A 16472-nucleotide genomic window follows, 5' to 3' on the forward strand; every position below is an offset into this window, starting at 1 on the left:
TTTTGCGTTGCTTGTTACAGCGGTGTGGGCTGAATGATCTCGACCCAGTAGCCATCAGGGTCTTTGATGAAGGCCAGGGACTTCATGCGGCCGTCGCTCAAACGCTTCTGGAAATCGACATTCAGTGTCTCGAAACGCTCGCAGGCGGCAACGATGTCCGGCACTGAAACGCAGATGTGACCAAACCCGCGCGGGTCGGTATTGCCGTTGTGGTACACAACGCTGTCGTCTGTTTCCGAACCGTGGTTGTGGGTCAGCTCCAGAATGCCGGGGATCGACTTCATCCACACCGTACGCGCGGCGTCATCGGCCGGGATCTGTGCTTTGTCGACCAGCGCCAGGAAGTACAGGCTGAACGCTGCTTCAGGAAAATCACGTTTTTCCACCAAGGAGAAACCCAGAACGCGGGTGTAAAAATCCAGGGATTTCTCGATGTCCTTGACGCGCAACATGGTGTGGTTGAACACGAAATTTTGGGTAGCGCTGTCTGGCGTAGCCGTAACGCCGGGAATGTTGTTCAGTTCTTGCAGGCTCATGAACCCTCCGAAGGTGTTGCTTGGATGATTGGTCGCTACGGTGAGCGTGATGAGGGGAATGATACGGAATGTGACGCCATGCGCCAAACCGGATTCAGGGCCGGGGGGCAGATAGCCGTGATGATTGACAGCGCGCACTCGATAAATTCGAGGCAAAAAGAAGCCCGCCGAAGCGGGCATGGGGCGCTAGTCCTTTAGCAGCCTTCATCCTGAAACCTGCGGTGTGAAAAAATTGTGAATATTGATGCGCCTGCGACTATCGGACCGGTCTGCCGGCTGAACGGTCTGCGCACGATCGGCCCTCGGGCGAATACGCTGTGTAGAGGCAGACGCTGAATAAATCGCCAAAAAAAGCCCTGACGAACAGGGCTTTTGGATGAAGGGTCAGGTTCTCACCCAGCTTTCTACCGTTGATGCGCCGTACTGTTCTTTCCAGGCTTTGAGCCCGCGGTGGTTACCGCCTTTGGTTTCAATCAGTTCACCGGTATGCGGGTTGTGGTAGACCTTTACGACACGGGCTTTGCGCTGTTTAGGGGCCGTCGAAACCTTTGATGTCACCGGGTGAGGATCAAGAATCGCAATGATGTCGCGCAAATTCTTATTGTAGGACTTCATCAATCCTTGAAGTTTTTGCTCGAATTCAATCTCCTTTTTTAAACCGGCATCATTTTTCAAGGCCTCCAACTGCGCCATTTGTTCTTGCAGCGCCTTTTCAGCGGCGCGAAACTCGGCAAGTCTGCTCAAAGTCATTACTCCGATCGTGGGTTCGGTATGTACCTAACCGATGTGTAGAAAGAAAGATGGGCAACATAAGGTAGACAGGGCAGTACTTCATCCGTTCTTTGACAATGACTGCCCAGTAACACAACTATTCGGACAACCTGGATTCGGTCAAAAAAATTGTAGTTGTTAATCTGCAAACTGCCACACACTACACGCAGTTAGTACCAGGGGTTCAATTGAGGCTGATAAACGATCGCCCCTCTAAGTTTTTCGGGCCGGTCGCTCGCGCAAAGACACGATGAACTGGTCCGCCGGTAACGGGCGCGCAAACAGATAACCCTGTAAAAACGCCACGCCCCGGGCCGCCAGATACTGGCTTTGTTCTTCGGTTTCAATCCCTTCAGCGACAACGCCCAGGCCCAGTTTTGCGCTGAGCTCAATAATGGCGTCGAGAATATGAATGGACAGCGCATCGGCACCAATCATGGCGACGAAACTTTGATCTATCTTCAGGTAATCGACATTGAATTCGTGCAGGTAGCCCAGACTGGAATGTCCAGTACCAAAATCATCAATGGCAATCATCACCCCTAATTCATGAAGTTGGGCGAATAAGCGGTGCGTCAATTCGCTGGGCACGATTAATTCGCGCTCCGTTAACTCCAGTACCAGTTTGATATGCCCTGGCGCAAACGCTTTAAGGAACGTCCTGCAATCTTCAACCAGTTCCAGATCCTGGCAGTGACGCGCCGTGATATTGAACCCGATATGAAACCCCGGCTCCATGCTAGTAGCCTGTGGCGCCAGTAACTTTGCTGTTTGCTGCATCAAAGATCGCGTCATGGGCACGATAAGCCCGGAGTGTTCGGCAAACGGTATAAACAAATCAGGGCGCACCAGACCTTCACGGGGGTGTTGCCAGCGCATCAATACTTCCGCGCCCGCCCACTGTCGGTCATCAGACCGCACGATGGGCTGAAAGAAAGGAATGAATTCTCCGGCCTCCAGCCCACGCTGAAGTTCATGGCTGGGAGACGACGCGCGCTTTTGCAACCAGCGAACGGTGCCCGCCGAGACCACGCCCAAAAAGATCATTAAGGCGATCAATCCGGGGTATTCCATAAACGCAAAACGCCACACCTCGCCGTCGCTGAAACCGGCCACGACGCGGTAAGGGTATTGCGCAGAGGGCAAGCTGACCTGCGCCACCGGATAGTCAGGCACAGGCGTTGTGCGAGCGACCCCATAGCGATCTATCCAGGCGTCGCCCACTTGCAGCAATAACAGGGTTTTATGATTGATCAGCCCCAACACATTGACCAGGTGAAAACCATAAAGGCTGACCAACACGCCTTGATGGTCTTTCTGTTTGCGCAAGATCAACAGCGGTTCATTCGGGGTGACCGGGTTGCCCGACATCAACCACAATCGACCTGCCACGTAATTTTCCGGGTTGACGGTTTCTTTGAAATTGCCAAACAAGGAAGAGCAATACAGCTGGTTGTCCCACACCAGATTGACTGAGCGCACAAAGGGACGACGAGTGACTTGATCGCGCAGGGCCAGTTCGACCTGCGTGCATTCCTGGCCGGATAAGGGCAACACCACGTCGGTGGCCAGTGCCGCGTTATCGAGCATCTGGTCGAATTGCCTGACCGCTTCGGTCACGGTCTGTTTAGCCACCAGCTTGAGTGAGCGGTCAGCCTGCCAGGCGATGATGAACAAGCCCAGCACCACGGGCAGTAAACCACTGAGCACAACCAACGCGTAACGCTCTGTCCATCTGCGGGTCAACTTCAGCGTCAAAGGCATTCAGGTTCCTGCACAGACAAAGGGCTATAAATAGAAAGAAGGTGGGCCGTAATAGGAAAAGGCTAGCATTGGTACGCCACAAATTCACGCGTGGCGGGGACAAACCTGATTACGCCATGTAGAATCCGCTTACGCATACAAGAATAATGACTTCTGCAAGCAGAAGCCCCGCCCGCACGAGATGGGTCGACATGAAGATATTCGGGTTCCAACTGATTCACGGTGATTTCCTTGCGCGCAGTGTACGTGGCATCTCCTGTGCGCCGCCTGACAGCCTCTGCATTCTTAGCAAATAACCCTACGTTAATTCTAAAAATGACCAAGATGAGGCGCCAAAATGGCTGATCTATACGAAAACCCAATGGGTCTGATGGGCTTTGAATTCATCGAGTTCGCATCCCCTGTGCCGAATACCCTCGAACCCATTTTTGAAATCATGGGTTTCACCAAAGTCGCTACCCATCGCTCCAAAGCTGTCCACCTGTACCGTCAGGGCGACATCAACCTGATCCTCAATAATGAGCCTCACAGCGTAGCCTCCTATTTTGCTGCCGAACACGGCCCGTCCGTGTGCGGCATGGCCTTTCGCGTGCGCAATGCGCAGCAGGCGTATGCCCGTGCCCTCGAGCTGGGCGCACAACCGATTGAAATCCCGACCGGCCCAATGGAGCTGAACCTGCCTGCGATCAAGGGCATCGGGGGTGCGCCGCTGTACCTGATCGACCGCTATGGCGAAGGCAGTTCGATCTATGACATCGACTTCGTGTTCATTGAAGGCGTGGACCGTCATCCAGTGGGGGCGGGCCTGAAAATCATCGATCACCTGACCCACAACGTGTACCGCGGCCGCATGGCGTACTGGGCCAACTTCTACGAAAAACTGTTCAACTTCCGTGAGATTCGTTACTTCGACATCAAGGGTGAGTACACCGGCCTGACTTCCAAGGCCATGACCGCCCCGGACGGCATGATCCGCATCCCGTTGAACGAAGAGTCGTCCAAGGGCGCAGGGCAGATCGAAGAGTTCCTGATGCAGTTCAACGGCGAAGGCATCCAGCACGTGGCATTCCTCAGTGATGACCTGGTCAAGACCTGGGACGCACTGAAGAAAATCGGCATGCGTTTCATGACCGCGCCACCAGACACCTACTACGAAATGCTTGAAGGCCGCTTGCCCAACCATGGCGAGTCGGTAGAGGCCCTGCAATCTCGCGGGATCTTGCTCGACGGCTCGTCCGACAAGGGCGACAAGCGCTTGCTGCTGCAAATCTTCTCCGAAACCCTGATGGGCCCGGTGTTCTTCGAGTTCATCCAGCGCAAGGGCGACGACGGTTTTGGCGAAGGCAACTTCAAAGCCCTGTTCGAATCCATCGAACGCGATCAGGTGCGTCGCGGTGTTTTGACCGCAGACTGATCCTGACACCTAAAGAAACGCCCGCCCGATCATTCGGCCGGGCGTTTTTTTTGAGGCTAAAACAATCCGGCAGCGATGTTGATCGAGAACCCCAGCACAGCGGTATTGAACAAAAAACCCAGCAGCGAATGCCCCAGCACGGCTTTACGCATCTCGCGGGTGGCAATCGCTACGTCGGCGGTTTGTACCGCCACGCTCAGCGTGAACGAGAAGTAGAGAAAATCCCAGTAATCGGGGTCCAGCTCCCCCTCAGGAAAGCGCAGGGCAGGCTCCGGCCCCTCGTGGTTATAGAACAGCCGGGCGTAGTGCAGGCTGAAAATAACCCCGATCATCAACCACGACCCGACGATGGTCATGCCGGTAAACGCGTAGTGCATGGCCTGATCGGCGTTGCTGAGTTTGCTGTTGCCGGAAAGCTCAAGGGTGATCGCCGCCAGGCTGGCCAATGCCGCCACACAGACCGTGAACAGCACCATGCTGGCATTTTCGTCTTCGACCTCTGCCGTACGTTTGACATCGCAGGCTTTAGCGCGAATGACCAGCCACAGCGTCAACGCCAGGTACAGCCAGACACCGGCATTCCAGCCCAGTAAAAATTGTGTGGTCAGGGTCGCGGCGGGGGCGAAAATCCCGACCGCCACCCCCAGAACAGTGGCAGCGGTCAGGCGAGGGTGAGTGCGTGCAAGGTGCGGCATAAACAATCCCTGTAACGAGGTATTGCTGAACCTTAGCACGCGCCGTCGACGCTTAATCGGCTCGCGGTGTCCTTCTCACCCGTTTCATGACCACCACAAAGAAGACCGGCACGAAAACCACAGCCAGCGTGGCCACAATCATGCCGCCAATGACGCCCGTACCAATGGCCTGTTGACTGGCGGAGCTCGCACCGGTGGCGATGGCCAGCGGTACGACGCCGAGAATGAAGGCCAGCGAGGTCATCACAATCGGGCGCAGACGCAAGCGCGCCGCCTGTACGGTTGCATCCACCAAATCATGGCCTTCGTCATACAAGGTCTTGGCGAACTCGATGATCAGGATCGCGTTCTTGGCTGACAGGCCAATGATCGTGATCAACCCCACCTTGAAGAACACGTCATTGGGCATCCCCCGCAACGTCACTGCCAGCACCGCGCCCAATACGCCCAGAGGCACAACCAGCAGGACCGCCGTGGGAATCGACCAGCTTTCATACAGGGCTGCCAGGCACAAGAACACCACCAACAAGGACAGCCCCAGCAGGATCGGCGCCTGTGCGCCGGAGATTTTTTCTTCCAGCGACAGACCGGTCCATTCCATGCCCATGCCAGCAGGCAGCTGTGCGACCAGGCGCTGGATCTCGATCATCGCTTCGCCGGTGCTGTGGCCAGGGGCCGCTTCGCCGGAAATGCTGATGGCCGGATAACCGTTGTAGCGCGTCAACTGCGAGGCACCCTGAATCCAGCGGGCTTGGACAAAGGCCGACAACGGCACCATCTTGTCGAGGTTGTTACGCACATTGATCTTGAGCAGGTCTTCAACCTGACTGCGCTGATCGCCCTCGGCCTGCACCACCACGCGCTGCATGCGCCCCTGATTCGGGAAGTCATTGACGTAAGCCGACCCCACTGCCGTGGACAACACGTTCCCGATATCGGCAAAGGAAATGCCCAATGCATTGGCGCGCTTGCGGTCCACCTCCAATTGCACCTGGGGGCTCTCGGCCAGCGCGCTTTCACGCACATTGGTCAGCACAGGGCTTTTCTCGGCCAAGGCCAGCAGTTCAGTGCGCGCTTGCATCAGCACGTCGTATCCGACGCCACCACGGTCTTGCAGACGGAACTCAAAACCGCTCGAGGTGCCCAGCCCGCTGACGGGCGGCGGCAGGATGGCAAATGCCACGGCATCCTTGAGGTCGCTGAACGCGGCATTGGCACGGTCTGCGATTGCTGATGCCGAATCTTTGGCGCCGCGCTCGGACCAATCTTTCATGGTCGTGAATGCCAGCGCGGCGTTCTGGCCGTTACCGGAGAAGCTGAAGCCCAGAATCATCGTGGTGTTGCCCACGCCTGGTTCACGGGCGTTATGCGCCTCGATTTGTTCGGCCACCTTGATCGTGCGCACCTGGCTGGCACCCGGCGGCAACTGGATGTCGGTGATGGTGTAGCCCTGATCCTCGACCGGCAAAAATGAAGAGGGCAGACGCGTAAAGCACACCACCAGGATCACCAGCAGGGCGCCGTACACCAGCAGGTAGCGCCCGCTGCGCTTGATCACGTGCACCACCCAGTGCTCATAACCTTGGGACATCCGCTCAAAACGCGCGTTGAACCAGCCAAAGAAGCCGCCCTTGGCATGGTGCTCGCCCTTGGCGATGGGTTTGAGCAGGGTTGCGCACAACGCTGGGGTCAGCGACAGCGCCAGGAACGCCGAGAACAGGATCGAGGTGGCCATCGACAGCGAGAACTGCTGGTAAATCACCCCCACAGAGCCCGGCATGAACGCCATCGGGATAAACACCGCCACCAACACCAGGGTGATACCGATGATTGCACCGCTGATCTGGGTCATGGCCTTGCGTGTGGCTTCGCGCGGGGACAGCCCCTCGGTCACCATGATCCGCTCGACGTTTTCCACCACCACAATGGCGTCGTCCACCAGAATCCCGATGGCCAGCACCATGCCGAACATCGTCAGCACGTTGATCGAGAAACCGAGCACCAGCATGGCGGCAAACGTGCCCATCAGGGCGACCGGCACCACCAGTGTCGGGATCAGCGTGTATCGGATGTTCTGCAAAAACAGAAACATCACGGCAAACACCAGCACCATCGCCTCGACCAGGGTGTACATCACCTTGGTAATCGAGACTTTGACGAAGGGCGACGTGTCGTACGGGATGGTGTATTCAACGCCTGCCGGGAAGTAGCGACTCAATTCGTCCATCTTGGCGCGAATCAGGGTGGCAGTGCTCAGGGCGTTGGCTTCGGGCGCCAGTTGCACGCTGAAGGCGGTGGCGGTCTTGCCATTGAGGCGAGTGCCGTACTGGTATTCCTGACTGCCGATTTCAACCCGCGCCACGTCGCGCACACGCACGGTAGACCCGTCCGGGTTAGCCCGCAGCACGATGTCGCCAAACTCTTCAGGGGTCGAGAGTTGGCCTTTGACCAGCACTGTGGCAGTGATCTCCTGAGTCGGGCGGCCCGGCAAATCACCGATGCTGCCCGCCGAGACCTGTGCGTTCTGATTGGCAATCGCTTGATTGACGTCTGCCGGGGTCAGGTGAAAGCCGATCAGCTTCTGCGGATCGATCCAGATGCGCATGGCCCGTTCGGCGCCATAGAGCTGGGCCTTGCCCACGCCTTCGATCCGCTTGATTTCGTTCATCACGTTGCGGGCGAGGTAATCACTGAGCGCGACCTCGTCCAGCGGGCTGTTATGGGCCGTGAGCGTCACTAGCATCAAAAAGCCGGACGACACTTTCTCGACCTGTAGCCCTTGCTGCATCACCGCTTGAGGCAAACGGGACTCAACGGCCTTAAGGCGGTTTTGCACGTCGACCTGCGCCATCTCCGGGTCAATGCCAGGCTTGAACGTGGCGGTGATGGAGGCACTGCCCAGGCTGCTCTGGGATTCGAAATACATCAGGCCATCCGTGCCGTTGAGCTCTTGCTCAATCAGGCTGACCACGCTTTCGTCCAGCGTCTGGGCAGACGCGCCGGGGTACACCGCATAGACCTCAACCTTGGGCGGTGCAACGTTGGGGTATTTCGCGACAGGCAATTGCGGGATGGCCAACGCCCCCGCCAGCAGAATGAACAACGCGACGACCCACGCAAAAATGGGCCGATCGATAAAGAACTGCGGCATGCTCACCGATCCGTGGACTGTACGAGGGGAAGTGCGGGGTCATCGATTTGCACCTGTTCACCCGCTCGGGCATGTTGCAGGCCTTCGATGACAATGCGGTCGCCGGCTTTCAGGCCACCGTTGACGATCCAGCGATCGTTCTGTGCGTTACCCAACTGCACGGGTTGTTGCTTGATGCGATTGTCCGCTTCCACCAGCAGCACCTGCGCCACTCCGGCGCTGTCACGCAAGATGGCGCGCTGCGGCACGCTGATGCCTTGTTGGTTAAAGGCCTGCTCCAGGCGCACGCGCACAAAGCTGCCGGGCAACAGGTCGTTATCCGGGTTCGGAAACTCGCTGCGCAAAATCACCTGCCCCGTGCTGGGATCTACATTGACGTCGGTGAACAGCAATTTGCCCGGCAACGGGTACAGGCTGCCGTTATCGCGGATCAGGGTTGCGCGGGCCTGATTGCTGCCGACCTGCTGCAATTCGCCAGCGCGGAAAGACGCACGCAGGTTGTCCAGGTCACGGGTGGATTGGGTCAGGTCAACGTGCACCGGGTTGAGTTGCTGAATGCGGGCCAAAGGCGTGACTTCACCCTGACCGACCAACGCCCCTTCCGTGACCAGTGCGCGGCCGATGCGGCCGGAAATCGGCGCGGTCACGGTCGCATAGCCCAGGTTCAAGCGGGCACGCTGCACCGCTGCCTTATTGGCCGCGACATCGGCTTGCGCCTGCTGCGCCTGCGCGCGGGCGTTGTCGTATTCCTGAGCGCTGATGGCGTTGCTGTCGATCAGCGCGGCATATCGCTCACTTTGCAGCCTGGCTTGCAAGGCCAGCGCTTCGGATTTGCGCAGGGCGGCCAGTGCGCTGTCCAGATCGGCTTTGAAAGGCGCGGGGTCAATCAGGAACAAGACATCGCCCTGTTTGACCTCGCTGCCTTCTTCATACACACGCTTGAGAACAACGCCGGCCACCCGGGCGCGCACCTCGGCCACGCGCGGGGCCACGATGCGTCCGCTCAATTCGTTATTGATCGACAGCGGGGCGGTGGCGATGACTTCGGTTCGCACCTTGACCAGGGGCGTTTTCTCTTCAGCGTCGGGGGTCTTGCCACACCCCGCGAGGGCCAGTGCCAGCGCTGAAAGGCATAGCGGGGCAAAGAGCTTTTTCAATGAGCGTGCCTTCTTATAAATGCAGGATAGTTCTGTAAGTGCTTGCGCATGCTAAGTGCAGCACGCAAGAGGCGTTGTGAAGCTGTGTAGGAGGTGTGTGAAAAAGTGTGAAGGTTATGCTCCTATCCGTGTGAGGTTGTATATCCTTTGGCTTTCCCCGAGTTGTAAGCATTTATTATGCCCACTATTTTGCTGGTCGAAGACGACGCCGCGCTCTCGGAGCTGATTGCCAGTTACCTGGAACGCAATGGCTACGAGGTCAGCGTGATTGCCCGTGGCGACCTGGTGCGTGATCGAGCCAAAAGCAATCCCCCGGACCTGGTGATTCTTGACCTGATGTTGCCAGGCCTTGATGGCCTGCAAGTCTGCCGCTTGTTGCGCGCTGATTCGGCCAGCCTGCCGATCCTGATGTTGACGGCCCGCGACGATAGTCATGATCAGGTGCTGGGGCTAGAGATGGGCGCCGACGATTATGTGACAAAACCTTGCGAGCCGCGGGTATTACTGGCTCGCGTGCGCACGTTACTGCGGCGCAGCAGCCTGATCGAGCCGCACGTGGCCAATGACCGGATCGTCATTGGCAACTTGTGCATTGACCTGTCAGAACGCAGCGTCACTTGGCGCGAGCAAGACATTGAGCTGTCCAGCGGTGAATACAACCTGTTGGTGGTACTGGCCCGGCATGCCGGAGAAGTGCTCAGCCGCGACCAGATCCTCCAGCGTTTGCGCGGCATCGAGTTCAATGGCACCGACCGCTCGGTGGACGTGGCCATTTCCAAGTTGCGGCGCAAATTCGACGACTGCGCGGGGGAAGCGCGCAAGATCAAAACCGTGTGGGGCAAGGGCTACCTGTTCAGCCGTTCCGAGTGGGAATGTTGAAACCATGTTCAAGGTCCTGCTCAGGCTGTATCTGGTCACCATGGTCACGTTCGGCGCCGCCATTTACCTGGTGCCCGAGTTGATCGTCACGCTGTTTCATGATCGGTTCATGAATTACAACGTCGACATGTCGCGCGGTATGCAAACCCTGCTGGTCAAACAATTTCATCAATTACCCGCCGAACAATGGCCCGCGCTGGCCAAAGAGCTGGACAGCCAGTTCGCGCCACTGCGGGTCAATCTGTTGTCGGTCAACGACCCCGCCTTCGATGCCGATGAACAGCGCCAATTGCAGCAAGGGCAGGGCGTGTTGCGCATTGGCGAATGGGGCTGGCGTACGCGGGTGGTGTCGCCTCTGGGCCGGCAGCAGGCGATTGAATTGGTGATGCCCCCCGATCCCTTCGACATGAACGTGTTGTATTGGAGCATCAACGTGCTGATCGGCGCGGCGTTGCTCGGCTGTTTGCTGCTGTGGCTGCGTCCTCACTGGCGCGACCTGGAACGCCTCAAACGCACGGCGGCCCTGATTGGTCAGGGGCAATTAAGCGAGCGCACCCAGATCTCCCCGCGGTCAAACATTCACGGGCTGGCCAGCGCGTTTGACACCATGGCCCAGGACATCGAAAGCCTGCTCAACCAGCAACGCGACCTGCTCAACGCGGTGTCCCACGAACTGCGCACACCCTTGACGCGGCTGGATTTCGGTCTGGCGCTGGTGTTGTGCGACGATCTGCCGCCCGCCAGCCGCGAGCGCTTGCAGCTGTTGGTCGGGCATATTCGCGAGCTGGATGAACTGGTGCTGGAGCTGCTGTCGTTCAGCCGCCTGCAAAACCCGGCGCTGGTGCCGGAACGCGTCGAGGTGTCGCTCGATGAGTTTGTGGACAGCATTCTCGGCAGCTTCGACGAAGAACTGGAAACCCCCGACATCGTACTGGACGTGCTGCTGCACGGCTCGCAGGAGCGCTTTGCGCTGGACCCGCGGCTGACCGCACGCGCGTTGCAGAACTTGCTACGCAACGCCATGCGCTACTGTGACCGGCGCATTCAGGTGGGGGTGAATGTCACTGCGCAAGGCTGTGAATTGTGGGTGGACGATGATGGCATCGGCATTCCTGAAGCGGACCGCGAGCGCGTGTTTGAGCCGTTTTATCGACTGGACCGCAGCCGTGACCGCGCCACAGGAGGCTTCGGTCTGGGGCTGGCGATCAGTCGGCGTGCCCTTGAAGCCCAAGGCGGAACACTGAGCAGCGAAGCGTCCCCCTTGGGCGGTGCGCGTTTTCGGCTGTGGTTGCCGGTGTAAGTCAGATCAAGCGTCGCTGTCGGCTCACGTGCTTGACACCCTCAAGCACCAGCACGGCCACCGCCAGCCAGATCGGGCCGTAAGTCAGCCATTGACCCGCCTCAAGGCTGTCACCGAGCAGCAGGGCGACAGCCACCAGCAACACCGGCTCGACATAGCTGAGCAACCCGAACAGGCTGAAGGGCAGCAACCGGCTGGCCAATATGTAAGCGAAGCCCGCCGCTGCACTGATGATGCCCATCAACGGCACAAGCGCGTAGAGCGCTGGCCGTTGTGCGTCCAGATCGACATGCTCGCCGGCCAGCACAAACCACAGCGCCACGGGCACCATCAACAGCATGTCCAGCCATAAGCCGCCCAAGTTATCGATGCCAATTTTCTTACGCAACACGAAGTACATCGGATAGCCGATGGCCACTACCAGCGTGGTCCAGGAAAACCCGCCGGTGCGGTACAGCTCATTAGCCACCCCCAGCACTGCCAGTCCGGTGGCGATTTTTTGGAGGTGGGAGAGGTGTTCACCGTAGACGATGCGCCCTGTCAGGATCATGGTCAGCGGCAACAAGAAGTACCCCAGCGATACATCCAGCCCATGGCCATTCAACGGCCCCCACATGAACATCCAGAGCTGGACCCCCACCAGAAAACTGGTGAGCGCAACGCAGGGAATCAAAGCGGGTCGGGCGCGCAAACGCTCAAAGATGAGCGGGACCCATTTCCAGTCGCCGCTCAGGCAAATAAACAGGGTCATGAAGGGCAGCGAAATCAGGATCCGCCAGCCGAAGATTTCTTGACCGTCCAGCGGTCGCAGAAGGGATGTGAAGTAGTACAGAACGCCAAACAAACATGAAGCCAGAATCGATAAAACAATACCTTTAGACACAACAACCTCGATGAATCTACTGCGTTACTCGTATGAGTGGGCACGTAGCTTGAGGCCGTGGAACACCCGTGGCAAATGCCTTTTAAACCAATAAGTTGGCTAGAAAAGTTAGCCAACTGGTTGATTCGTGTAACAAGCAAGCAAATACTGGGCCAAACCCGTTTAAAACACGCGTTCGTGTTGTCGATAAAAAAGATTAACGGTAGGCGCTGGTGACCCTCCGATGGGGCCTGAAAGCTGTCATGAGCTGACAATTCAGCTCATGAGCTGCGCCTTATACGGATTTACGCTGACGCACCATATGCTTGAACCCTTCAAAAACCAGCACCATCACCGCCAGCCAGATCGGCAAATAAGTCAGCCATTGCCCGGCGCTGATGCTCTCGCCCAGCAGCAACGCCACGCACACCAACAACACCGGCTCAACGTAGCTAAGCAGGCCGAACAGGCTGAAGGCCAGCATCCGGCTGGCCATGATGTAGCTGATCAAGGCCAGGGCGCTGATCAACCCCAGTAGCGGGATCAGCGTGTACAGGGCCTCGCGCTGGCTGGCCACATCGAAGCCGTGCTCGCCTGTTTGCACGAACAAAAACGCCGCTGGCATCAACAACAGCATGTCCATCCACAGGCCGCCCAGGTTGTCGGTGCCGATCCGCTTGCGCAGCACGAAATACAACGGGTAGCCGATGGCAACCACCAAGGTGGTCCAGGAAAACCCGCCCACCCGGTACACCTCGTTGGCGACCCCGAACGTCGCGAGCGCGGCGGCAATTTTTTGCAGATGAGAAAGGTGTTCGCCGTACACCACACGGCCGGTGAGGATCATGGTCAGCGGCAGCAAAAAGTACCCCAGAGACACGTCCAGGCTGTGCCCGTTGAGGGGCGCCCACAAAAACAGCCACAGTTGCAGGCCCACCAGCGCACTGGAGGCCAACAGTGCAATCCACAGCCGGGGGTGTTGCCGCAGGCGGGTGACGATCGTCGGCACCAGCCGCCAATCCCCCGAAAAGCACATGAACAGGGTCATGCAGGGCAGGGTCAGGAGCATCCGCCAGCCGAAGATTTCGGCGCCGCTCAATGGGTAGAGCAGGGATGTGTAGTAATACATGACACCGAACAAGCTCGATGCCAGAACCGATAAAACAATACCTTTAGACACAACAGCCTCGTTGAAACGCGCATTTTGATTATTAGAAGCGCGTAGCTTGAGGCTCCAAGGGCTGTAGGGCAAATCTTGCTGAGCCGATAGCCTGCGCAGGGGGCAGCAAAACGCCCCCTGCGCAGCAAAATCGATGGCGTCAGGCGTGACGCATGCCGCGGGTCATGCGCAAGGCCAGCACACTGCCCCCGACAATCACCGCCGCCAACAGGTACAGCGCAGCGTCGGTCGAGCCCGTGGCGTCTTTGACAAAACCCACCAGATACGGGCTCAGGAACCCCGCCATTTGACCCATGGAGTTGATCAAGGCCAAGCCGCCAGCAGCCGCGCCTGCACTGAGCATGGCAGTGGGCACAGGCCAAAACATCGGCAGGCCGGTGAGGGCACCCATGGTGGCGATGGTCAGCCCCAAAATGGCAATGGCCGGTTGAGTGGCGAAGTTGACTGCAATCACCAACCCCAGTGCGCCCATCAGCATGGGCACCACCAAATGCCAGCGCCGTTCTTTGCGCAAGTCGGCCGAACGGCCCACCAGCAACATGAACACGGCGGCCAGCAAGTAAGGAATCGCACTCAGCCAGCCAATCACCAGGGTGTCGCTGAAGCCCAGGTTTTTGATGATCGACGGCAGCCAGAAGTTGATCGCATACACGCCGCTCTGGATGCAGAAGTAGATCAGGCCAAAGGCCCAGATCGTCGGATTCTTGAACACCGCCAGCAGCGAGTCTGAGGCCGTGGACGGCTTGTTGGCGGCGTCCAGCTGGTGGTCAGCGTCGAGCACGGCGCGCTCGTGAGGCGTGAGCCACTTGGCATTGGCAAAACTGTCGCTGAGCAGGAAGATCGCCAGCCCACCCAGCACGACAGTGGGGATACCTTGCAACAGGAACATCCACTGCCAACCGGCCAGTCCGCCCTGACCCGCAGCAAAGTGGCTGAGGATCCAGCCCGAGAATGGCCCGCCGATCAAGCCGGAAACCGGAATGGCAGACATGAACAGCGCCATGATCCGGCCACGACGGAACGTCGGGAACCATTGCGAGAGGTACAGCACAACGCCGGGGAAGAACCCGGCTTCGGCGGCACCGGTGAACAGGCGCAGGGTATAGAACTGGGTCGGTGTGGTGACAAACATCAGGCAGGTCGACAAGATGCCCCAAGTCATCATCATCACCGCGATCCAGCGCCGCGGGCCGAACCGGGTCAATGCCAGATTGCTGGGTACGCCACACAACACGTAACCAATGAAGAAAATCCCGGCACCCAGGCCGTACACGGTTTCGCTGAACTTCAGCGCGTCGAGCATTTGTAATTTGGCGAAGCCAACGTTTACCCGGTCGAGGTAATTGAACAGATAGCAGATAAAAATGAAGGGGATCAAACGCAGGGTGATGCGTTTGTAGATGGCGTTTTTATCGTCATCGCCGGTCAGCGAAGCGGGGGCGCTCTGTGACATCTCTTGTCTCTCTTTATTATGTTTTTTTGCGATCCGAGGTTAACGTTGGTCGCTGCGTGAGTCTCGGTCACCCAAACGTTGCTGTCTTTGTGCTGCCGCACAGCGTTTTCTCGCTGGGGCTGTGCGCACGAACAAATGTTTCCAAGGATTGTCACCCTATGTTCGAACTGGATCATGATTTGGCGCAGGACATCGTGGATCGCGCGATGGCCATCTTGCCGTACAACGTTAACGTGATGGACAGCCAGGGGCTGATCCTTGGCAGCGGCGAACCCGAGCGTATCAACACCCGCCATGAGGGCGCGCAACTGGTGCTGGCCAACGGACGGGTGGTGGAAATCGATGCGCAAACCGCCAAATGCCTGAAAGGCGTGCAGCCGGGCATCAATCTGCCCCTGTTGCTCGATCAGCGCCTGATCGGGGTGCTGGGGCTTACCGGGGAACCCGAGCAGTTGCGCACCTACGCCGAACTGGTGCGCATGACGGCCGAAATGCTGGTAGGCCAACGCCATCAGCAGGCCGAACAGCAATGGCGGCGTCAACGCTGCGACGACCTGGTGGCGCTGTTGTTGAGTGAAAGCGGCGACTCACCGCGCCTGATCGACGAGGCTCAGCAACTGGGGCTCAAGCCGCAGCTGTCGCGCATTCCTTATTTGTTTGAACTGGGCAAGGGCCAGAGTGCCGAGGCCCTGAGCGTATGGTTGCAATCGCGCTACCCGGACAGTTGGTGTGTGTGCCCGGCCGACGCCTCGCTGCTGTGGTGCCGTCCGGCCACCACCACGCTGGACGACATGCGTCTGCTGGAGCGGCTCGATGGCCACGGCTGGAATGTGTTACGCATCGCCGCCGGCGGGCAAGCGGATGCGCTCAAAGGGCTGCGCCGGTGTTATCGCCGCGTGGGGGATTTACTGGCCTATGGCCGTGATGTGTTGCCCGACACCCGTCTACTGAGTCTCGACCGCTACCGGTTGCCGGTGATGCTGTGGCGACATCGCAATGACGATGCACTGGAAGAGCTGCTCAATCCGCTGCACAAGGTGGTGACCAAGGACAGCAACGGGCAATTGATCGCGACCCTGCGCAGTTGGTGCGAGCATGACGGTCAGAGCCAGGCGTGCGCCGATGCGCTGGGTATCCACCGCAATAGCTTGCGCTACCGGATGGAACGGATTGCCGAACTGAGCGGGGTGGACCCCCTGAGCCTGAACGGCATGCTGGCGTTGTACCTCGGGGTGCAACTGTTGCCCCACACGCCCGGCGTGCAGGCACGGCCAGTGGCCTGAAACACACGCCAAAAAAAAGCCCCGCGA

13 protein-coding genes are annotated in these 16472 nt (G+C 58.4%); 4 read left to right on the plus strand and 9 right to left on the minus strand.

From position 1 onward, the window contains the following. Positions 1–14: 14 nt before the first annotated feature. The 3 genes from gloA to IF654_RS11645 all read right to left on the minus strand — a co-directional run bounded on the left by gloA (position 15) and on the right by IF654_RS11645 (position 3071). On the minus strand, positions 15–536 hold the full coding sequence (gloA, locus tag IF654_RS11635) for a lactoylglutathione lyase (protein ID WP_047280687.1): 522 nt from the start codon (positions 534–536) through the stop codon (positions 15–17). 384 nt (positions 537–920) lie between these two features. Continuing rightward, positions 921–1280, minus strand: a complete 360-nt coding sequence (locus tag IF654_RS11640) for a histone-like nucleoid-structuring protein, MvaT/MvaU family (RefSeq protein ID WP_047274751.1) — start codon at positions 1278–1280, stop codon at positions 921–923. Between the two features lie 240 nt (positions 1281–1520). After that, a complete protein-coding gene (locus IF654_RS11645; RefSeq protein ID WP_194862449.1) occupies positions 1521–3071 on the minus strand; it encodes an EAL domain-containing protein in 1551 nt (516 codons plus the stop codon). 337 nt (positions 3072–3408) lie between these two features. Here IF654_RS11645 and hppD point away from each other — a divergent pair, with 337 nt between their 5' ends. Then, entirely contained in the window at positions 3409–4485 is a 1077-nt protein-coding gene (gene hppD / locus IF654_RS11650; RefSeq protein WP_047274661.1) for a 4-hydroxyphenylpyruvate dioxygenase, read from the plus strand. Positions 4486–4541: 56 nt separating this feature from the next. On the opposite strand, the gene IF654_RS11655 is transcribed toward hppD, so the two are convergent. The 3 genes from IF654_RS11655 to IF654_RS11665 are packed head-to-tail and all read right to left on the minus strand — an operon-like array spanning position 4542 to position 9488. Further along, positions 4542–5180, minus strand: coding sequence for a DUF1345 domain-containing protein (locus IF654_RS11655; protein ID WP_047274660.1), 639 nt, complete (start codon positions 5178–5180; stop codon positions 4542–4544). Positions 5181–5232: 52 nt separating this feature from the next. Beyond that, the gene (locus tag IF654_RS11660) at positions 5233–8331 is read right to left on the minus strand and encodes an efflux RND transporter permease subunit (RefSeq protein ID WP_047274659.1); all 3099 of its coding nucleotides are present in this window, start codon (positions 8329–8331) and stop codon (positions 5233–5235) included. A 2-nt stretch (positions 8332–8333) separates the two neighbouring features. After that, positions 8334–9488 (minus strand): efflux RND transporter periplasmic adaptor subunit, encoded by a 1155-nt coding sequence (locus tag IF654_RS11665; RefSeq protein WP_047274658.1) that lies wholly within the window; start codon positions 9486–9488, stop codon positions 8334–8336. 177 nt (positions 9489–9665) lie between these two features. Here IF654_RS11665 and IF654_RS11670 point away from each other — a divergent pair, with 177 nt between their 5' ends. Further along, positions 9666–10367, plus strand: coding sequence for a response regulator (locus IF654_RS11670; RefSeq protein ID WP_047276855.1), 702 nt, complete (start codon positions 9666–9668; stop codon positions 10365–10367). Between the two features lie 4 nt (positions 10368–10371). After that, positions 10372–11667, plus strand: a complete 1296-nt coding sequence (locus tag IF654_RS11675; protein ID WP_047276853.1) for an ATP-binding protein — start codon at positions 10372–10374, stop codon at positions 11665–11667. A gap of 1 nt (position 11668) precedes the next feature. On the opposite strand, the gene rarD (IF654_RS11680) is transcribed toward IF654_RS11675, so the two are convergent. From rarD (IF654_RS11680) to IF654_RS11690, 3 genes are all read right to left on the minus strand, one after another. After that, on the minus strand, positions 11669–12550 hold the full coding sequence (gene rarD / locus IF654_RS11680; protein WP_047276852.1) for an EamA family transporter RarD: 882 nt from the start codon (positions 12548–12550) through the stop codon (positions 11669–11671). Between the two features lie 274 nt (positions 12551–12824). Beyond that, positions 12825–13709 (minus strand): EamA family transporter RarD, encoded by an 885-nt coding sequence (rarD, locus tag IF654_RS11685; protein WP_047274654.1) that lies wholly within the window; start codon positions 13707–13709, stop codon positions 12825–12827. Between the two features lie 139 nt (positions 13710–13848). Next, complete coding sequence (locus tag IF654_RS11690; RefSeq protein WP_047282410.1) at positions 13849–15162, minus strand: MFS transporter; 1314 nt, start codon at positions 15160–15162, stop codon at positions 13849–13851. A 158-nt stretch (positions 15163–15320) separates the two neighbouring features. On the opposite strand from IF654_RS11690, the gene IF654_RS11695 reads away from it, so the two are divergent. Then, positions 15321–16445 carry a sugar diacid recognition domain-containing protein gene (locus tag IF654_RS11695; protein ID WP_194862448.1) on the plus strand — a complete coding sequence of 375 codons (1125 nt, stop codon included), beginning with the start codon at positions 15321–15323 and terminating at the stop codon, positions 16443–16445. Positions 16446–16472 lie beyond the last annotated feature (27 nt).

The organism is Pseudomonas lundensis (genome assembly GCF_015377145.2).
GTDB lineage: Bacteria > Pseudomonadota > Gammaproteobacteria > Pseudomonadales > Pseudomonadaceae > Aquipseudomonas > Aquipseudomonas lundensis.